The sequence below is a fragment of the Photorhabdus sp. RW14-46 genome (assembly GCF_963887965.1).
Lineage (GTDB): Bacteria > Pseudomonadota > Gammaproteobacteria > Enterobacterales > Enterobacteriaceae > Photorhabdus > Photorhabdus laumondii.
On the sequence record NZ_CAWPHH010000027.1, the window covers coordinates 22,838 to 43,048 of the forward strand.

The window sequence follows — 20,211 nt, forward strand, 5'->3', positions numbered from 1 at the left end:
GATTAACGTACCTTCAATGTTGCCAAGCCAATCAGCACTAGCATCAGAGAAATAATCCAAAAACGCACAATGACACGCGGTTCTGGCCAGCCTTTCAATTCATAATGATGGTGAATAGGTGCCATACGGAAAATACGCTGCCCGCGCAGTTTAAAAGAACCCACCTGTAAAATAACTGACAGGGTTTCCACCACAAATACACCGCCCATAATCACCAGTAGAAACTCTTGGCGTAGCAACACAGCAATCGTCCCCAGTGCACCGCCTAATGCCAAAGAGCCCACATCCCCCATGAAAACCTGAGCCGGGTAAGTGTTGAACCACAAGAAACCTAATCCAGCACCCACAATCGCAGTACAGACGATAACCAGTTCACCAGCATGGCTCAGATAAGGGATATGCAGATAGTTAGCAAAATTGACATTACCTGTCGCCCATGCCACCAAAGCAAAACCCGCTGCAACAAAAACGGTTGGCATAATTGCCAAACCATCCAATCCGTCGGTCAAATTCACTGCATTACTGGTTCCGACAATCACAAAGTAGGTCAACAGAATATAAAGCACACCCAGTTGCGGCATCACATCTTTAAAGAATGGCACGACCAATTGTGTTGCCGGAGTATCTTTGCCGAAACTGTACATTGCAAACGCCACCCCCAATGCCAGGACGGACTGCCAAAAATACTTCCAACGGGCAATCAACCCCTTAGTATCTTTGCGCACAACTTTGCGGTAATCATCCACAAAACCAACAATGCCGTAACCAATCAGCACAATCAGCACGCACCAAACATAGGGGTTATTCAAGCGCACCCACAACAGTGTAGAAATCGTAATTGAAAGTAAGATCAGCAAACCACCCATCGTCGGCGTACCACGTTTGCTAAAGTGAGATTCCGGCCCATCATTGCGAACAACCTGCCCGATTTGTAATTTTTGCAGAAAGGCGATCATACGCGGCCCCATCCACAATGCGATAGCCAAAGCAGTCAGCAGGCTGACGATAGCCCTAAACGTCAAGTAAGAAAAGACGTTAAAGCCGGAGTGATATTTGACCAAATATTCGGCCAGCCAAACTAACATGTGAAGCTCTCCTGTAATGCGTGGACAACATCTTCCATTGTGGTATTACGCGAACCTTTAACTAACACTGAAAAGACTTTGTGTTGTTGTAATAGTGGAACCAATGTTGCGATCAATGCAGCTTTATCCGCAAAATGCTGACCACAACCGCTCGCTTCACTAACATGAATACTTAATTTGCCCACACTGAACACACTATCGATACCGCAAGAAGCTACGGTTTCACCAATCTGACGATGGTAATCTGCTGACTGTTCACCCAATGCCCCTATATCGCCTACAACCAGCACTCGGTAACCCGGCATCTGTGATAACACCTGAACTGCAACAGTCATTGAGCCGACATTGGCGTTATAAGTATCATCAAGCAGCAATTTTCCTTCTGCCAGATTGATTGGAAACAACCGCCCTGGTACCGCTTTCAGCTCAGATAAGCCCAGACGAATATCTTGCAGGGTTGCGCCAACAGAAATTGCTAACGCACTGGCTGCTAACGCATTGGCGACATTGTGTTTTCCAGGCAACGGCAAATTGATTTCTGTGCTACCAATAGGCGTATGCAGACAAAAATCCGTCGTCAGTTGTTTAACCTGAACATCTGTAGCGTAAAAATCAGCACCTGATGCTTGTTGCATGGAAAAACGCTGTACTGTTTTGTCGCCAATAACCTGCTGCCAGTGAGCCCAATCATTGCTTTCCATATTGATAATGGCCGTACCTTTCTCTGAAAGACCAGTAAAAATCTCGCCCTTAGCTTTTGCAATACTCGCAAGAGAACCAAAATCCGCTAAATGCGCAGCAAACAGATTATTGACTAACGCCGTTTCCGGCCGAGCCATTTCTACGGTATAGGCAATTTCACCAACATGGCTTGCACCTAATTCAACCACAGCAAACTCATGTTGTTCTGTTAGTCTGAACAATGTCAGCGGCACACCGATATCATTATTCAGGTTACCTGCGGTATAGAGCGTGTTGCCACATTGGCGCAAAATCGCTGCGGTCATCTCTTTTACCGATGTTTTGCCGGACGAACCCGTCAACGCAACAACACGGGCATTACTCTGCTGGCGAACCCAACTCGCTAATTTACCCATTGCTAAACGAGTATCTTTAACCACGACCTGTGGAAAGTTAATATCTAATACCCGGCTGACGAGCAAAGCACCAGCACCAGCTTTGACTGCATCAGCAAAAAAATCATGCGCATCAAAGCGCTCACCTTTCAAGGCAATAAACAGACTGCCATTGCCAACCCGACGGCTGTCAGTAGTCACATCACTGATACAAATATTGGCAGCCTGTTGTTCAGTCACCTGATTCAGTACGCCATCTGTTACTTGTGAAAGTTGTTGCAAAGTGAGGGAAATCATGCAATTACCCCCAATAACCGAGCAACAGTTAACCGGTCTGAGTAATCCAGGCGACGATGGCCGACCAATTGATAATCTTCATGGCCTTTACCCGCTATCAATACAACATCATCTGCTTTTGCCTGCATAATAGCGTTGGTTACCGCTTCAACACGGCCATGAATCGCTATCGCTCTCCCCGGATCAAGAAAACCCGTCAGAATATCAGCAATAATCGCCTGCGGTTCTTCATTGCGAGGATTATCATCAGTAACAATCACATAATCGGCCAACTGCTCTGCAACCCCCCCCATCAGTGGACGTTTACCTTTATCACGATCACCACCACAACCAAAAACACACCAAAGCTTACCTTGACAATGCAAACGTGCAGCCATCAAAGCTTTTTCCAACGCATCAGGTGTGTGAGCATAATCAACAACGACAACTGGTTTGCCCGGTGTAGTGAATACTTCCATTCGTCCACAGACAGGTTCCAGGCAGGAAGCTGTTTCAAGCAGTTTTTCCAATGGATAATCCAGAGCTAATAGGGTGGAAAGTGCCAACAACAGGTTGCTAACATTAAATGCCCCCATTAGGGAACTATCAATTGTACCGCCCCCCCAACTAGACTCGAAGGTGATAGATACCCCTTTATCGTGATACTTTATTTCACGCGCTGCCAACCAACGGCCCTGCCAATTTTCCGGCAGACGGTTTTCCATCGTTACAGCAACCGCTTGTGGTAAACGGGATAACCATTTCAATCCAATCTCATCATCAGCATTAATAATTTGTTGCTTCACATTATGAGTGGAAAATAGCAGCCATTTAGCGGCTTCGTAGTGTTCCATATCACCGTGATAATCAAGATGGTCACGGCTCAAATTGGTAAACACTGCCGCCTCAAACGGCAACGCAGCCACACGCCCCTGAACCAGTCCATGAGAAGAGACTTCCATTGCCGCAAAAGTCGCCTCTTGCCGAACAAGTTGTTGCAAATCCAGTTGGATATCAACAGCAGAGCCTGTGGTATTTTCACTTGGCGCCACACGCCCCAGTAAACCATTGCCAACCGTTCCCATCACGGCACTGGTTTCCCCTAACCCGTGGCTCCACTGCGCAAGTAATTGAGTAGTGGTTGTTTTACCATTGGTTCCGGTTACACCAATCAAGTGCAATTTATCACCGGGGTGACAATAAAACTCACCAGCTAACTGTGACAACTTATTATTCAAATCGTTCACATAAACAACCGGAACACCATGCATAATTTGTACGGTTCCGTTATCAACCTCGCCTTGGGCTTCTGCAATAACCGCCGCAACCCCTTGTGCGATGGCTTGAGGAATGTAGTGTCGACCATCTGTCTGGTGCCCTTTAATAGCAACAAACAGATCTCCGGCAGACGATTTACGGCTGTCCAATGTCATTTCGCGTAACTCACGCACTGGGGCGTCAATACCCAACGGCGCGAGTAAATCGCGTAGATTACGATCTGCCACCTGTATCCTCTTTCTTATTAATCACAAATTCGTTTTTATCACCTGCCGCCAAAGCATCTGGCTCCACATTCATGATGCGTAGAACGCCCCCCATAATGGCACCAAATACCGGCGCAGAAACCACACCGCCGTAATACTTACCTGTCAGTGGATCATTAATGATCACAACCAGTGCAAATCTTGGATTACTTGCAGGGGCAACACCTGCGGCGTAAGAGATATATCGACTAGCATATTTGCCATCCGGCCCAACTTTCTTAGCTGTACCCGTCTTAATTGCAATCCGATAACCTTTTATCGCAGCTCGCACTCCGCCGCCGCCGGGCAGAGCCACACTTTCCATCATATGAACGACTGTTCGCATAATAGGCTCAGGAAATACTCTTGTGCCTGGCACAGGTGGATCAACTTTGGTAATTGACAGAGGACGATAAATACCCAAGCTACCAATCGTTGCATAGACCCGCGCTAACTGTAATGGTGTTACCATCAGCCCATAACCGTAAGAAAAGGTCGCTCTATCAAGATCTGACCACCGTTGTTTTCCTGTTGGATATAAGCCACTGCTTTCTCCAACCAACCCCAGATTGGTCGCCTTTCCTAACCCAAAACGTGAATAAACATCCACCAATTCTGTCGCGGGCATCGCCAACGCTAGCTTAGAAACACCGACGTTACTCGATTTTTGTAAAATACCAGTGATAGATAATTCTGGATAACGGGATACGTCTCTGATTTCCTTACCGCTTATCCTATAAGGTACTGTATTAATAACGGTATTTTCTTTGATGATACCATCATTCAGCGCAGCCATTACCACCATCGGCTTAACAGTGGAACCTGGCTCGAAAATATCGGTGATAGCCCGGTTACGCATGACTTCTTTTGGCGTATTGATGCGATTATTTGGGTTATAAGATGGGCTGTTTGCCATTGCCAGCACTTCTCCGGTATTAACATCCACCAACACCGCTGTACCGGATTCTGCTTTGTTAAAGGCCACCGCATTGGTTAATTCGCGGTAAACCAGCGCCTGTAAACGTTCATCAATACTCAATACCAGATTGTGGGCCGCCAGACTATCAACAGATGAGATATCTTCGATGACACGACCAAAGCGATCTTTACGTACAGTCCGCTCACCCGGTTGACCTGTCAACCAACGATCAAAACTTTTCTCTACGCCTTCAATACCCTGACCATCAACGTTGGTCACGCCAATAATATGTGCCGTTACCTGACCTGACGGGTAATAACGCCGGGATTCCTGACGTAAATAAATCCCCGGCAATTTCAGTTTATGAATGTAATCGCCAACCGATGGGTTAACCTGACGCGCTAAATAAACAAAACGGCCTTTTGGATTAGCGCTAACTTTGTCGTTAAGTTGTTCAAGAGGTAAATTAATGGCATCAGATAAAGCTTTCCAGCGGGTATCATCCGTAATACCCCCTTTTTCAAATACCTCTTTCGGATCTGCCCAAACAGCATTGACTGGAACGCTGACAGCCAGAGGTCGCCCCATTCGGTCACTGATCATACCGCGAGCGGTAGGGATTGATTGCACGCGCAGGGAACGTAAATCACCTTCTTTAACCAGTTGATCCGGATTGATGACCTGCAAATAAGTCACTCTCAGCAATAAGGCAATTAAAGCTACGGCAATCCCCCCGCATAACAAAGCAAAACGCCAGCTAACAAAACTGGCTTTATCTTCTTGCCTTTTTAACTTCACGGAGCGTACTGCTTTCATCTCTTACCTTTTTAATAATTAAATTAACTCACTGTGAAACAACAATGTTTTCCTGAGCAGGATTAACATGCTGCATATGCATTTTTTCAACAGCTATCCGCTCAACCCGGCTGTGATCACCCAAGGCATTTTCTTCGAGGATCAAATTGCGCCACTCGATATCTAATGCATCACGTTCCACCACCAGATGCTCTCTTTCAGCCGTCAACAAGCGGGTTTCATGTGCAGTGGTTACAACAACTATGGCCGAAACCAGTACAACGACTAGAAGAATTAACGGTATCTTGGCATTCTTGAGCAAATCGCTGCCGATAATACCGGTTAATCCGTGACGTTCACCTGCCATTATTCACTAACTTTTTCAGCAAAACGCAAAACAGAACTACGAGCCCGTGGATTATCAGCCACTTCTTCCTCTGAAGGTTTCATCTTGCCAATCGATTTCAAGCTACGCCCACCGCGTGCTTTCAGTTGCTCTTCGGTGAGGGGCAATCCTGCCGGTACTTGTGGCCCTCGACTATTCTGACGAATAAATCGTTTAACAATACGATCTTCCAGCGAATGGAAACTAATCACTGAAAGTCTCCCTTGCGGTGCAAGCACTTGTAATGCTCCCTCCAGCGCCTGCTCAATCTCTTCCAGCTCACTGTTGATATAGATCCTAATAGCCTGGAAGCTCCTGGTTGCTGGATGCTTATGTTTTTCTTTTATCGGGCTGGCCTGAGCAATCAAATCGGCTAACGCTTTTGTTCGAGTAATTGGCTCTTCCTGATTGCATGCCACAATTGCTCTGGCAATGCGTTTGGCGAAACGCTCTTCACCAAATGTTTTCAATACCCAGGCAATATCATCTGCTGTTGCGTTCATCAGCCATTCTGCTGCTGACTGCCCGCGAGTCGGGTCCATCCGCATATCTAGCGGCCCATCACGCATAAAAGAAAAACCGCGTTCCGGATCATCCAACTGAGGCGAAGAAACACCTAAATCCAGTAATACACCATCAATTTTGCCGATTAGCCCGGCTTTTTCTGTATAGTGAGCCAATTTAGAAAATGGCCCATGTACAATTGAAAAACGTGGATCTGTAATCGCTTTCGCCACTTCAATCGCCTGAGGATCTCGATCAATGGCAATTAAGCGACCCTCAGTCCCCAATTGCGACAAAATCAGACGTGAATGCCCTCCACGGCCAAATGTGCCATCAATATAGATGCCATTTTCACGAATATTCAGCCCGTTGACTGCTTCATCCAACAATACGCTGGTATGTTTAAAATGACTATTTGCCATATTTATAGTGATAATTCCTGTAGCCGTACTGATAAAGGTTCCTGTGTGGATTGCTCAGCCGCAATATCATCTTTAACCTGTTGATACCAAGCCTGTTCATCCCACAATTCAAATTTGTTGAACTGACCAACCAGCATGACCTCTTTGACTAGCCCTGCATGCTGACGCAATGTATTAGCTAACAAAAGACGTCCTGCACTATCCATCTGGCATTCACTGGCATGACCTAAAAGCAAACGTTGCACCCGACGCTCTGCCGGATTCATGCTGGATAAGCGAGAAAGTTTTTCTTCAATAATTTCCCATTCAGATAATGTATAAAGCAACAAGCACGGTTGATGAAGGTCAATGGTACAAACCATTTGCCCTTGTGATTCCTCATTTAGCATAGCCCGGTATCGGGTAGGTACGGTGAGCCGCCCCTTGCTATCGAGATTTATCTGCGTTGCTCCACGAAACATCCTCAGGCCGCCCCTGGTGATCAAAAATTACCACTTTATCCCACTAATCCCCACAATAAGGAGTTTACGGATGGGACGAAAACCTTGTCAAGCCAGAGCCGATGCGCTTTAGCTATATTTGATGGCAGGATTTTGGCTATTGGGAGGCATAATTATTAAATTTAGCAATATCAATAATAATTAACACCATGATAATTCTCAATAATTTTACAAGCACAGGGCGAATGAATGTTTACGGCAAAATAATGAAAAAATAGTTGTGTGATTAATTTATTTACATAATTTACATTTCATTACTATTTAACCATTATGCAGAAATATTTATCATTTCATTTGATGCATTCAACATTAAAACTAACTAGCAACAAAAACACTTCAAGATAAATATTATTAAAATCAATTTAATATATAAAAAACAGTAAAAGACAGGGGTAAATAGACAAATCTCAAACTGAAATAAGCGCTGTTCCATGCTCTTCTTGCTACTGAATAATTTATGTATGAACAAAATTGCTATTTGATCGTGTAAAACACCCAACGTAAGAACTAGTTAAAAGTTGCCCTCACACACTTCTTTTAGGACAATCTGACAACCAAAACCCCCCATCAGAAAATTAATGAGGGGTTTTTATCATATTTTCCGACTCAGGCTTCCTCGCCGACATAAGTCACGATGTATCCGTGTGATACCTGGCCCTGGCTTCTGCTTTTCATCTAGACTTGCTAACACCAGTTCCAATACCCGTTCAGCAATTTCACGATGACGCTGCGCTACAGAAAGCACTGGACATTCAAGGAAATCCAATAATTCATGATCACCAAAAGTCGCAATAACCAATTGATTTGGTAAACGGCCGCTGTGTTTAAGGGTAACATCCATGACCCCCTGTAACAGGGCAAAAGAGGTGGTGAACAACGCTTGTGGCATTGGATGAGTTTCTAACCATTTGGTGAATACTTCAGCAGCCGCATCACGCTCATAGCTGTTTGAGTAAAGATACATCACTTTACGAGGGTCATCTTTCCATGCTTCACGGAACCCCTGCTCACGCAGAAAACTGACTGATAACTCCGGTAATGCACCGAGATAAAGCACAGATTCAGCCGGGAATTGACGAAATTCTTGTGCCAACATCTTTGCATCTTCAAAATCATCACCCACTACGCTGATAAAGTGTTCATTTTCAAGTGCCCGATCGAGAGCAATAATAGGCAAAGAACGACTAGCCCAGCGTTGATAAAAAGGATGCTCCGGCGGTAATGCGGTAGAAACAATAATTGCATCCACCTGACGTTGCAGCAGGTGTTCAACACAGCGCATTTCATTCTCAGGTTGGTCTTCCGAACAGGCTATCAATAACTGATAGCCACGCTGACGAGCCTGACGTTCCAAATAATTAGCAATACGGGTATAGCTGGTATTTTCTAAATCTGGAATAACCAAACCAATAGAACGGGTACGCCCTGCACGGAGACCGGCTGCCACAGCATTAGGATGGTAATTATGCTCTCTGACTACTGCCATCACTTTTTCTACCGTTTTATCACTGACACGGTATTGCTTGGCTTTACCATTAATTACATAACTGGCCGTTGTGCGTGAAACACCTGCAAGGCGGGCGATTTCATCCAGTTTCACATTAACTCCTTCATAGACCCAAAAAAGGCCCTACTTTATCGCAGAGCCTGATAAATGTATGCACATAGCCCCGCAGTTTGCGATTTTTCATCGCATAATTTTATCCCCGCGAGAGACACCGACAATACCCGAACGAGCAACTTCAACAATTTCAGCAACATCCCGAACAGCATCGAGAAAGGCATCCAATTTATCGCTGGTTCCCACCAACTGTACGGTATATAAGGTCGCAGTCACATCAACGATCTGCCCACGGAAGATGTCAGTACTACGCTTGATCTCTTCACGTCCATATCCACTGGCCTGCAATTTGACTAGCATAATCTCACGTTCCACATGAGAACCCGGTGCCAACTCGCTGACTCGCAACACATCCACCAACTTGTGCAACTGTTTTTCAATCTGTTCAAGTACCCTTGCATCGCCCTTAGTCTGAATTGTCATCCGCGATAATGTCGGATCATCCGTTGGGGCAACAGTTAAACTTTCAATGTTGTAGCCACGTTGGGAAAACAGACCAACAACCCGGGACAAAGCCCCTGATTCGTTTTCAAGTAATACAGATAAAATCCGGCGCATAATCAGGTTCTCTCCGTTTTGCTTAACCACATCTCATCCATTGCTCCTCCACGGATCTGCATAGGATATACATGTTCAGTTTCATCCACAGTGATATCAACAAATACCAGCCGCTGATTTTCAGTCACCTCTTTCAAGGCTTCGGCCAATTTACTTTCCAATTCATCATAACGTTGAATAGAAATGCCAACATGACCGTAAGCTTCAGCCAATTTGACAAAATCAGGCAAGGATTCCATATAAGATTGAGAGTGACGACCAGCATAAATCATATCTTGCCATTGTCTTATCATCCCCAAGAAACGATTATTCAAGTTCAGAACCAGTACCGGCAACCCATATTGCAATGCGGTGGACAGCTCCTGAATATTCATCTGAATACTACCATCCCCCGTAACACAGACTACCGTCGCTTCCGGTTTCACCAGTTTAACGCCCAAAGCCGCCGGTAAACCAAATCCCATCGTCCCCAAACCACCGGAACTGATCCAACGCCTTGGTTTATCAAATGGGTAATGCAATGCAACAAACATCTGATGCTGCCCAACATCTGAAGTGACATAAGCTTCTCCCTTCGTCAGACGATAGAGAACCTCGATAGCCGCTTGTGGTTTAATCTTTTCACCACTGCGATCAAAACTAAGACATTTACGGCTCCGCCATTGCTGAATAGATAACCACCAATCTTTTAGCGCATCTGGATCTTGTGTGTCTTCTACTGTCTCCAGCAACGACAACATTTGTCCAAGCACCTGTTTAGCATCACCAACAATAGGTATATCTGCGGAAACCGTTTTCGAAATTGATGTTGGATCAATATCAATATGTAATACCGTTGCTTCCGGGCAATATTTCTCCAGATTATTGGTTGTACGATCATCAAAACGTACACCGACAGCAAAAATGACATCTGAATTATGGATGGCTTTGTTGGCTTCGAATGTACCATGCATACCGAGCATGCCCAGGCTTTGCGGATGAGTTGCAGGGAAACTGCCTAATCCCATCAGGGAGCTCACAACAGGGATATTGAATTTTTCTGCCAATACCAGTAATTCTGCTGAACAATCTGCGTTAATCGCCCCCCCGCCTACATATATGACTGGTTTTTTCGCATTCAATAGTTTTCTTAATGCCCGCTTAATCTGCCCTTTGTGTCCTTGAATCGTTGGATTATAAGAACGCATACTTATCTGATCAGGATAAATATAGGGTAATTTTACTGCCGGATTTACCGTGTCTTTTGGTAAATCAATAACGACGGGTCCCGGACGACCACTGGAAGCTAGATAGAAAGCTTTTTTCAGTACCTTCGGAATATCCTCTGCTTTTTTCACTAAAAAACTGTGTTTTACGATCGGGCGGGATATCCCTACCATGTCACATTCCTGGAATGCATCATTACCAATCAACGAACTGGCGACTTGACCGGACAATACAACCATCGGAATTGAATCCATATAAGCTGTGGCAATACCGGTAATGGCATTGGTTGCTCCTGGACCGGAGGTGATTAATACCACACCAACCTTCCCGGTAGAACGAGCATAACCATCAGCCATATGAACTGCCCCCTGCTCATGACGTACCAGGATATGCTCAATGCCCCCAACCGTATGCAGGGCATCATAAATATCCAGTACTGCCCCCCCCGGATAACCGAATATATGCTTAACGCCCTGATCAATTAACGATCGGACGACCATTTCAGCTCCTGATAACATCTCCATAGGTTTTCCTCCAGGCTCTGTTTGCAAGTTAATAAATCGGAAGTTCCTTCCACTTTTATTTTAGTAAGGCGAATGGCCTCTCAGCGATATATTGATGCTGAGTTAATTAACATAACGCTAGAAACGGGTGTTAGCAATGTGAGTACAAGGCAGAATAGCAACTTTCTAGCCATTCAAAATGTCTCTTGTAAGCGTTATCTTACTATTAAAAGGCTAAAGGTAAGTAGAATATGAGTGGCTATACCTAAAAAGAACGACAACGTATAGGTATTATCCAGTATATATACGATAAAAAACTAAAAAGCAGTTTTCAAGATCGTTTAAGTCACCAAGGTATGAAGCTGATAAAGGAAATGCAGACAAATGCCTCAGATAATTTGACCGTCATTTCCTCGTTTTTGGATAGCCATTGCAAATAATGAATTCGAGTAGAATTTTTTTACTCCATTTTAATTAGAGAATACGATAGAGTCTATTATTTCCCTGTCGTCTCAGTCTCAACCATTCAATATTTGCCCAGAGATTTTAATGTATGATTTTTATACTCATATACGCAAATTAAATAATAAGTAAAAGATCATCTCCCAAGAAGATGATTTAAGGCTGACAATTAAATGGTAATTTAAATTAATCAGACTATTTGGTTACAATATAATCAAACCATATCATTAAAATTATTTATCAAAGGCAATAATGAGTTATGATATAGATAATTCAATTTTAACTTCTAATGTTTGATGGGGTCTGATTTGTCGCTTGCAGGATTAGATAAAACCCAGTGGTTACTTGCTGCTAATAAATTGGGTTTAAAGGCTATGGGTTTAAAGACTATGGGTTCAAAGACTATGTGTTTAAAGACTAAAAGTATCAAAAAAGATTTTTTCCGCCTGCCTTATGCAGGGCTGTCTGGAATACAGATATACCCGTCATCTTTCAAGTTGCCTCTTTGTTGGCTGCGCTCACTCACCCCGGTCACATAGTTATCTATGCTCCCGGGGATTCGCTCCCTTGCCGTCGCGATGCATCTTAAAATCTATAGGTTATAAACAACATTTCATTTCGTGCCAAGGAAACCAAGTTGTGTCCCTCAATTCAATAATCGTCCTAAGAAATATAAACGGATACAACCTAATTTATTCGACTATCATTCAGTTAGATAAAAATCATCTGACTGTTAATGGTGAACAAATGATGCTAGTTGCCAATATGAACATAAAGGTAGAAACAAAAACTGACCGACTGAAAATTATTGACTATGTGCTCAACCCGTTAAAAACCAAAACCGAAGAAAGCCTTTTAGGAACGATAATGATTTCTCAATTCATTTTTTAAAACAAAAAGAACCAATTTAGTGACACTTTATCTGAAAGATAAGAATTATTTTTTAAATCAAGGTAATTACCACGGACTGACATCTACCGTCAACTGGTCAAACGGATATCAGACAGAGATCACAGATGTCTGGTTTAAACAGGAGCCAATATCTATACACGAAGCTGAACTAAGTAACGAATTACATAATCTAATTAATGCGATGGCCTGCTTTGTCAGCCAGCAAACAGCAGAAATTAACAACACTATCTCTGTCGGGATAACACCAATTCAACTTCTTACCGTCAACTCGATAGGATAAACTAGTAGAATGAAATATATACTTTTGCTGATAATCGTATTATTTACCAATGCATGTGCAGAACCGACGAAAACAAATATTCCTAGAACTGTATTTGATGGAATTAAATATACAGGTATGGTTAAGGAACTGCCACTGAAAGTACCGAGAACAGTTGAAGAGTTTCGGGAACTGGAAAAACAAGCTCAGAATGGTAGCTCTAATGCCTATTTTTTATTAGGAAAACTTTATACCGACAGTTCATTAAAGAAATCAGAAAGAGATTACCAAAAAGCCATCGAGTATTATAGCAAGGCATTAAAGTTAGATAAAAACCATGCGGAATCTTTATATAATCTCGGTATAATTTATAGTTTTGGTTATGGAGTACAAGAAGATCAAATAAAAGCCAATGATCTACTTCAAAGAGCTGGAGATTCTGGCATAATAAATGGGTATCAGATAATAGGGGTGAATTATTTACATGGTTTAGGGAATAGCCCACAGGATTTAGAAAAGGCATTTCATTATATTAAAATAAATGCTGAAAAGGGCATCGTGGAAAAAGAAATATCTCAAGAAATAATAAATCATTGGGATAATTTTTTAATTCTCATGGGATATAAACCCATCCCATTAGTAGGAAAAAGTAACTAAAAATATACTTATAATCCCGCTCTGTATTCAGAGCGGATTATTTTACAGTAGGTAAATGATTATTTTGACAACTTATTTAAAACACACAAAGTCTATCATAATTACATAAAACATGAAAAAATCTGTCATATTCATTTATATAAGGAAATTCTGATTCACAACATTGAGTTATCTTTTAATACCTTTTCTAGCTTAGGAAAAACAGTAAAACCGTCGCGATCTAAAAAGTGCCCGCCATCAGGAAAACCATATAATTCAGCCCGGAGCTGCTGACTCAAATTTAAGGTAAACTGTGGCGATACAATCTCATCATTAAGCGATAATATTGTTATTCGTTGGTTTATTTTCTGTCTGAGCAAGTGAAAATCCAGCCCCTCTTCAGTAAATGTATTTAATTCAGGTAAAGTTGATAGTTTTTCATAAAATCCTGCAATTAATACAATCCCCCCAATATTTATATTATCAGGTAAAGATGAGATATAACGGAGTGTAGCAATGCAACCCAGACTATGCCCGATAAAAAGTGTTCTTTCATTAGGATTTGAAATGCTCTCCTGCAATTTTTCTTGCCATAAATGGGGGGAAGGAACATGAGATTCAGGCAGTTCCGGCACAATAACATTGATATTTAACTTTTCATACTGATCTTTAAGCCAAGGAAACCAATGGTGATCGGGAGTTGCTAAAAAACCATGAACAATAACTACATTATTAAAATTCATCAATTCACCTAATTACACAAAATGTATTTTATTTACCATACAAACTTTATATTATCTTATCCATATGATTTTTCAGAAAAAAATATCTGATAATTTTTAAAATTATCATCATTCAATCTGCAATATTTAATAATCACAAAATGGTCTTAGACAATATAATTTATATGCGATTTTAAGGCTGAAATAAAGTTTATTTTTCTAGTATTTAAATCTTGAAATACGGGTATTTTTCAGGGAAAACCCAAAGCGGGATATTACTACAATATCCCCCATACTTCCCATGAATAACTTGTAATACTCACTCTTTGTATAAAATCCCGAAAATCAATCCTGATACATAGATTCAATTTCTTCATAGTAACGCTGCATAATAATTTTCCTCCTCAATTTCAGTGTTGGAGTTAATTCACCCGTTTCCATTGAAAATGGTTTTGGCAGTAATATGAAACGCTTTACCTGATCGAAGTGAGCAAAGTTTTTCTGCATTTCTTTCAAGCGTTGCTCAAACATATTGATAATCTGACTATGACGCAGTAATTCAACCCGGTCATGATATTTGAGATTAATTGACCTTGCATACTCTTCCAATGCTTCATGACAAGGCACGATAAGAGCCGATACAAATTTACGAGCATCAGCAATAATAGCAACATGTTCAATAAAACGATCTTGTCCCAAAATGCCTTCAATCATTTGAGGGGCAATATATTTGCCATTCGATGTTTTCATCAAATCTTTCAGGCGTTCAGTAATGAACAAATTACCATTTTCATCCAACTTACCGGCATCACCTGTACGCAACCAACCGTCTTGAGTAAATGCCTTGGTGGTTTCTTGCTGATTATTGAAATAGCCTTTCATCACAATTGGGCCACGCACTTGTATCTCATCTTCTTCACCGATACGGACGTCAATACCAGGCGATGGTTTACCAATAGAACCAAGTACATAACCTTGCTCTTCCCAACAGGAAACCGTGGCACAAGTCTCTGTCATGCCATAGCCATATTTGATATTTATCCCAACAGCGAGAAAGAACAGGATAATCGTTTCGTCCAGACGTGCACCAGCAGCAGGTAAAAACCGAACTCTGCCCCCCAACACATTCCGTAATTTGCTCAACACCAATTTATCAGCCAGTCGATGCATTGCTGTTGACCAAGGGCAGCTTTTTTTACTCTGCAACTTACGTAAAAACTGACGCTCACCACATTTAATCGCCCAATTAAAAAGTTTTCTTTGATGCCAAGGAGCCTTAGAAACCTTTTCAAAAACCGCACTATAAATTTTTTCGTAAAATCTCGGCACTGCACACATCACTGTCGGGCAGACATCCGCCATAGCTTGACGAACAAAATTAGTGTCAGTCAGATAAACATTTTGTGCCCCTACATGCATGACATAGAAACTCCATGCACGCTCAAAGACATGGGATAACGGCAGAAAACTCAAAGAAATGTCCTGATCAGTTAATGCCAGGATATGATCATGTGAATACAACTGATAGGCTAAATTGCGGTAATCAAGCATGACGCCTTTAGGCTCACCCGTGGTACCAGACGTATAAATAAGTGTAAAAAGATCATCCAGATTGTGGTTAGCAATACGAGTTTCCAACTCAGACTGGCAGGGTAATTCATTATCGACCATGAAATCAGATAAATGCTGAGCTAATGAACAATCCCGCAAATCGACTGATTCATCTAAGACAATAATGTGACTTAACTGAGGGCAACATTCTGTCAACGTAATAGCAACATCATACTGCGCCTGCCCACCAACAAACAAAATACGCACACCAGCATCATTAAGTATGAAACCAGCCTGTTCCTGACTACTGGTTGCATATAGAGGGACAGTGACCGCCCGAAGTTGTAATACAGCGATATCTGCCAATGACCACGCCATGCTGTTATGTGCAAAGAGGCCAATTTTTTCTTGCACATCAACACCAATCTCCAACAACGCCCGGCTAATAGCGTCGGCCTTTTTGCCAATATCATGCCAGTTTAGTTCGAGTTGTTCAGCCGGAGACCATTGGCGAAAAGCAATTTTCTCTGGGTGTTGTTTTATTTGTTGTTGCAACCGGTTTATCAAGTGATAAGGATGTAAATTTTTAGTTATCACAATTTTTTTCCTGTTCGAAAATTTTTTTTCTTATCGGAGAAAAAACAGTAATTTTATTCTCTGATAATACCTTTCCGCATCACTTATTCGCTTTTCAGCTTACAGGTGTTAGCTATTTCCTTGCAGTCTACCGATTCCTGAACAACAGGAAAAGCCTATTTATCAAAAGTTGAAAAATTTGTGATAAAATAAAAAAACTCACTACCCTTATCCAGTAGTGAGTTTTCAAGTTAATTATCTGCTACTAAGTTGACTCAACAACGATTTCATCCATTGATGCCCTTTATCTTTCGTTGTAGATTCATGCCAAATCAAATAACACGGACGACTTACTTTATCCCACGGTAATGAAACCGCTCTTATTGCTAATTGTTCGCTATAGTGCTCAACTAACCATCTTGGCGCAATCGCAACCAAATAGGTTTGAGAAACAATATGCAACACACTATTCAAATCGGTCCCCTGATAAACCACCGAACGCAAACGTTTACCTCCATCATAATAGGGAACGCTGAATGAACATATATTATCCAGTGATACAACGGCATGATGTTCCTCATACAATTGCTGCTCACTAATACTATTTTCAATTCTTGGATGATGATTAGAAACAGCCAAAACCAACTCATCATTGAATAACGGGTAATGATGAAAATCCATACGTTCTAGCTGCGTATAGCTAATGACAAACTCAGTTTCCTGATACCTGAGCTGATGTTCAATATTATCATGCAGATATGATCTAATCGTCACACCCAGATTGGGTGTGTTTTGCTTCACCTGTTCAACTATTTTTGCAGCTAATCTAATATCTAGAGGGCTACAAATTGAAAGACTAAAAACCCTATCACTATTATCAGGTTCAAAACCAACCCCAGGTAACTCGTTATATACCAATTGTAATGCCTGACGGACTGGACCAAATAATTGATGAGCTCTTGCCGTCGGTTGTATTCCACGCCCATAACGCACAAATAATTCATCATTGAACATGAGCTTCAAACGAGAAACCGCATTACTGACAGCCGGTTGTGACATTCCTAGCATCTGTGCCGCACGTGTTACATTCTGCATCTGCATAACTGCATCAAAAACAGTCAGCAGATTGAGATCCACATTACGTAAATGAATTTCATTTGGATCTTTTTTGATTGCAGTTACTGAGGTGTATTCAGCCATTGTTTAACTCCACTAAACTCATGCAGATGATCCCAGCTAATAACAAAACATCGGAAATACCTTCATTTATTACTCAGATATTACGATGACTCTAACTATTAACGAGATCAATTGTCTTAATCATTTGGATAACAAATAATTAAGACTCGTCCTTGTACAAATCTGAATACGCATAGCTAACCCGCGCATCCCCTTATTAGTGTTAAAAATATATAATTCCAATTAGTAGACAATGTAGTGCTCATTATTCATTCACAAAAAAGTACAATCATGTTAACAATTTATTCACCCTGCTATTTTGTATATGATGATAAATCAAAGAATTACACAATTCATAATAAAATTACTGATTTATTATTATTAAACAATTTTATCAGAGTTATTATATTATAGAATTATTTTTTCAAAGATATATAACATAACTTCCTATTTGTATCTATTTTTCCAATGGCAAATGATGTTTTTCGGAAAAATACAAATCGACTTCCAGCTCATCACACAAAAAATACTTAATTTTAATTAATCAGTATAATGCGCTATTTTTTATATAAATCTGAGATTATCATTAAAGTCAAACCAGAACAAAAAAGGATAAAATAAAATCTTTTTAAATATAAACAGATCAACACTTCAATTTACCACCATGAGAAAAGTAAAACCAAGAATCATATGCCTAAATGAATTCTTGACATCACTTTTAAGATAACGTATCAATAAAAGCATACGAATCACAAACACTCATTAATACTATTGAAAGGTTGGATCGATATGATTCACTCAATTTGTCTACTAAACCTACTACTCATCGTATCTGATATGCGCGGTATGCTGGTGGACAGAAAACAGAGTTGATTCAAAACAGAGTTGGTCCAAACCAGACATTAACAAGAACCCGCGCCAAGCGCGGGTTTTTTTTACCTGCTGGGCGCAAAAAATAACCATAAGAGGAACCTACATATGAACCAGCAAGTTATTATCTTCGACACCACGTTACGTGATGGAGAACAAGCATTACAGGCCAGCTTATGTGTGAACGAAAAACTCCAGATTGCCTTGGCCTTGGAGAGAATGGGTGTTGATATCATGGAAGTCGGTTTTCCAGTTTCCTCTCCTGGTGATTTTGAATCTGTACAGACGATCGCTAAGCAGATAAAAAACAGCCGTGTTTGCGCCTTAGCCCGTTGTGTAGAAAAAGACATTGACGTGGCCGCAGAAGCATTAAAAGTTGCAGACGCTTTTCGAATCCACGTTTTTTTAGCCACTTCCGATTTACATATTGAATCCAAGCTGAAAAAAACATTCGAAAATGTCATGGAAATGGCAACGCAATCAATCAAACGAGCACGTCGTTACACTGATGATGTCGAATTCTCCTGTGAAGATGCGGGCCGTACACCTATTGATAATCTGTGTCGGATCGTTGAAAACGCTATCAAAGCAGGCGCAACAACGATCAATATCCCAGATACTGTCGGTTACACCACGCCATATCAATTTGGCGGCATCATCACTAACTTGATCGAACGCGTTCCTAATATTGATAAAGCGATAATATCCGTCCATTGCCACGATGATTTGGGGATGTCTGTCGCCAACTCTATCACAGCAGTACAATCCGGTGCCCGTCAGATAGAAGGGACGATAAACGGTCTGGGTGAACGTGCCGGTAACTGTTCACTGGAAGAAGTCATTATGGCGATTAAGGTCCGTCAGCAAATGTTAGGCGTTTATACTAATATCAACCATCAGGAAATTTACCGCACCAGTCAGTTGGTCAGTCAATTATGCAATATGCCGATCCCCGCGAATAAAGCAATTGTTGGTAGCAATGCATTTTCCCACTCATCCGGGATTCATCAAGACGGGGTACTGAAAAATCGTGAAACTTACGAAATTATGACACCAGAGTCCATCGGCCTGAAAGAAATTCAATTGAACCTGACTTCCCGTTCTGGTCGCGCCGCAGTGAAACACCGTATGGAAGAGATGGGATATCAGGATAAAGATTACGATCTGGGTAGCTTATACGAAGCCTTTTTACGCCTGGCAGATAAAAAAGGCCAGGTATTTGACTATGATTTGGAAGCCTTAGCGTTCATCAATTTGCAACAACAAGAACCCGAATTTTTCCATCTGGACAACTTTAATATCCAATCTGGCTCCAACGTGATGGCAACAGCCGCTGTATGTTTAGTGTGTGGTAAAGAGTTGAAATCAGAAGCGGCCACAGGTAACGGCCCGGTAGATGCTGTCTATCAGGCAATCAGTCGAATAACTGAATACCCAATTGAACTGGTTTCTTATCAGTTATCAGGTAAAGGCCAAGGAAAAAATGCATTGGGTCAGGTCAATATCGTTGTCGAATGCTTTGGACGTCGCTTCCACGGCATGGGATTAGAAACCGATATTGTTGAATCCTCTGCCAAAGCAATGGTTCATGCTCTGAACTGCGTTTGGCGTACAGAGCAAGTTAAGAAAGAGAAACAACGCATACAGCAAAATACAAAGGAAATGGTGTAA

16 protein-coding genes are annotated in these 20,211 nt (G+C 41.7%); 3 read left to right on the forward strand and 13 right to left on the reverse strand.

The window, feature by feature from the left end:
- Positions 1–2 precede the first annotated feature (2 nt).
- From mraY to ilvI, 10 genes are all read right to left on the reverse strand, one after another.
- On the reverse strand, positions 3–1,085 hold the full coding sequence (gene mraY / locus AACQ38_RS18075) for a phospho-N-acetylmuramoyl-pentapeptide-transferase (protein WP_011147820.1): 1,083 nt from the start codon (positions 1,083–1,085) through the stop codon (positions 3–5).
- Positions 1,079–2,458 (reverse strand): UDP-N-acetylmuramoyl-tripeptide--D-alanyl-D-alanine ligase, encoded by a 1,380-nt coding sequence (murF, locus tag AACQ38_RS18080; protein WP_165578747.1) that lies wholly within the window; start codon positions 2,456–2,458, stop codon positions 1,079–1,081. Before murF ends, mraY begins: the two co-directional genes overlap by 7 nt.
- Positions 2,455–3,942 (reverse strand): UDP-N-acetylmuramoyl-L-alanyl-D-glutamate--2,6-diaminopimelate ligase, encoded by a 1,488-nt coding sequence (gene murE, locus AACQ38_RS18085; RefSeq protein ID WP_011147822.1) that lies wholly within the window; start codon positions 3,940–3,942, stop codon positions 2,455–2,457. The genes murF and murE overlap by 4 nt, the downstream gene beginning before the upstream one ends.
- Entirely contained in the window at positions 3,929–5,695 is a 1,767-nt protein-coding gene (locus AACQ38_RS18090; protein ID WP_011147823.1) for a peptidoglycan glycosyltransferase FtsI, read from the reverse strand. Before AACQ38_RS18090 ends, murE begins: the two co-directional genes overlap by 14 nt.
- 28 nt (positions 5,696–5,723) lie before the next feature.
- Positions 5,724–6,044 carry a cell division protein FtsL gene (gene ftsL, locus AACQ38_RS18095; protein ID WP_041380284.1) on the reverse strand — a complete coding sequence of 107 codons (321 nt, stop codon included), beginning with the start codon at positions 6,042–6,044 and terminating at the stop codon, positions 5,724–5,726.
- Positions 6,041–6,985, reverse strand: a complete 945-nt coding sequence (rsmH, locus tag AACQ38_RS18100) for a 16S rRNA (cytosine(1402)-N(4))-methyltransferase RsmH (RefSeq protein WP_109791778.1) — start codon at positions 6,983–6,985, stop codon at positions 6,041–6,043. Before rsmH ends, ftsL begins: the two co-directional genes overlap by 4 nt.
- Positions 6,986–6,987: 2 nt before the next feature.
- Positions 6,988–7,446, reverse strand: coding sequence for a division/cell wall cluster transcriptional repressor MraZ (gene mraZ, locus AACQ38_RS18105; RefSeq protein WP_011147826.1), 459 nt, complete (start codon positions 7,444–7,446; stop codon positions 6,988–6,990).
- A gap of 631 nt (positions 7,447–8,077) precedes the next feature.
- Entirely contained in the window at positions 8,078–9,085 is a 1,008-nt protein-coding gene (gene cra, locus AACQ38_RS18110) for a catabolite repressor/activator (protein ID WP_011147827.1), read from the reverse strand.
- Positions 9,086–9,172: 87 nt separating this feature from the next.
- The gene (gene ilvN / locus AACQ38_RS18115; protein ID WP_011147828.1) at positions 9,173–9,664 is read right to left on the reverse strand and encodes an acetolactate synthase small subunit; all 492 of its coding nucleotides are present in this window, start codon (positions 9,662–9,664) and stop codon (positions 9,173–9,175) included.
- Between the two features lie 2 nt (positions 9,665–9,666).
- On the reverse strand, positions 9,667–11,394 hold the full coding sequence (ilvI, locus tag AACQ38_RS18120) for an acetolactate synthase 3 large subunit (RefSeq protein ID WP_165578748.1): 1,728 nt from the start codon (positions 11,392–11,394) through the stop codon (positions 9,667–9,669).
- Positions 11,395–12,745: 1,351 nt separating this feature from the next.
- Between ilvI and AACQ38_RS18125 the strand changes: the two genes are divergently transcribed.
- Positions 12,746–13,027, forward strand: coding sequence for a hypothetical protein (locus AACQ38_RS18125; protein WP_165578749.1), 282 nt, complete (start codon positions 12,746–12,748; stop codon positions 13,025–13,027).
- Between the two features lie 9 nt (positions 13,028–13,036).
- Positions 13,037–13,663, forward strand: coding sequence for a tetratricopeptide repeat protein (locus tag AACQ38_RS18130; RefSeq protein ID WP_011147832.1), 627 nt, complete (start codon positions 13,037–13,039; stop codon positions 13,661–13,663).
- 155 nt (positions 13,664–13,818) lie between these two features.
- Here AACQ38_RS18130 and AACQ38_RS18135 read toward each other — a convergent pair whose 3' ends face one another.
- The 3 genes from AACQ38_RS18135 to leuO all read right to left on the reverse strand — a co-directional run bounded on the left by AACQ38_RS18135 (position 13,819) and on the right by leuO (position 17,691).
- Entirely contained in the window at positions 13,819–14,385 is a 567-nt protein-coding gene (locus AACQ38_RS18135) for an RBBP9/YdeN family alpha/beta hydrolase (protein ID WP_011147833.1), read from the reverse strand.
- Between the two features lie 324 nt (positions 14,386–14,709).
- Positions 14,710–16,509, reverse strand: a complete 1,800-nt coding sequence (locus AACQ38_RS18140; protein WP_339367067.1) for an AMP-dependent synthetase/ligase — start codon at positions 16,507–16,509, stop codon at positions 14,710–14,712.
- Positions 16,510–16,746: 237 nt separating this feature from the next.
- Positions 16,747–17,691, reverse strand: a complete 945-nt coding sequence (gene leuO, locus AACQ38_RS18145) for a transcriptional regulator LeuO (protein WP_011147835.1) — start codon at positions 17,689–17,691, stop codon at positions 16,747–16,749.
- 957 nt (positions 17,692–18,648) lie between these two features.
- Here leuO and leuA point away from each other — a divergent pair.
- The gene (gene leuA, locus AACQ38_RS18150) at positions 18,649–20,211 is read left to right on the forward strand and encodes a 2-isopropylmalate synthase (RefSeq protein WP_011147836.1); all 1,563 of its coding nucleotides are present in this window, start codon (positions 18,649–18,651) and stop codon (positions 20,209–20,211) included.

Excerpts from the sequence above, each read along its gene's own strand:
- leuA (WP_011147836.1), top strand. The coding sequence starts at position 18,649 with ATGAACCAGCAAGTTATTATCTTCGACACCACGTTACGTGATGGAGAA.
- mraY (WP_011147820.1), bottom strand. The coding sequence starts at position 1,085 with ATGTTAGTTTGGCTGGCCGAATATTTGGTCAAATATCACTCCGGCTTT.
- AACQ38_RS18090 (WP_011147823.1), bottom strand. The coding sequence starts at position 5,695 with ATGAAAGCAGTACGCTCCGTGAAGTTAAAAAGGCAAGAAGATAAAGCC.
- mraZ (WP_011147826.1), bottom strand. The coding sequence starts at position 7,446 with ATGTTTCGTGGAGCAACGCAGATAAATCTCGATAGCAAGGGGCGGCTC.
- AACQ38_RS18135 (WP_011147833.1), bottom strand. The coding sequence starts at position 14,385 with ATGAATTTTAATAATGTAGTTATTGTTCATGGTTTTTTAGCAACTCCC.
- leuO (WP_011147835.1), bottom strand. The coding sequence starts at position 17,691 with ATGGCTGAATACACCTCAGTAACTGCAATCAAAAAAGATCCAAATGAA.
- rsmH (WP_109791778.1), bottom strand. The coding sequence starts at position 6,985 with ATGGCAAATAGTCATTTTAAACATACCAGCGTATTGTTGGATGAAGCA.
- AACQ38_RS18130 (WP_011147832.1), top strand. The coding sequence starts at position 13,037 with ATGAAATATATACTTTTGCTGATAATCGTATTATTTACCAATGCATGT.
- ilvN (WP_011147828.1), bottom strand. The coding sequence starts at position 9,664 with ATGCGCCGGATTTTATCTGTATTACTTGAAAACGAATCAGGGGCTTTG.
- murF (WP_165578747.1), bottom strand. The coding sequence starts at position 2,458 with ATGATTTCCCTCACTTTGCAACAACTTTCACAAGTAACAGATGGCGTA.
- ilvI (WP_165578748.1), bottom strand. The coding sequence starts at position 11,394 with ATGGAGATGTTATCAGGAGCTGAAATGGTCGTCCGATCGTTAATTGAT.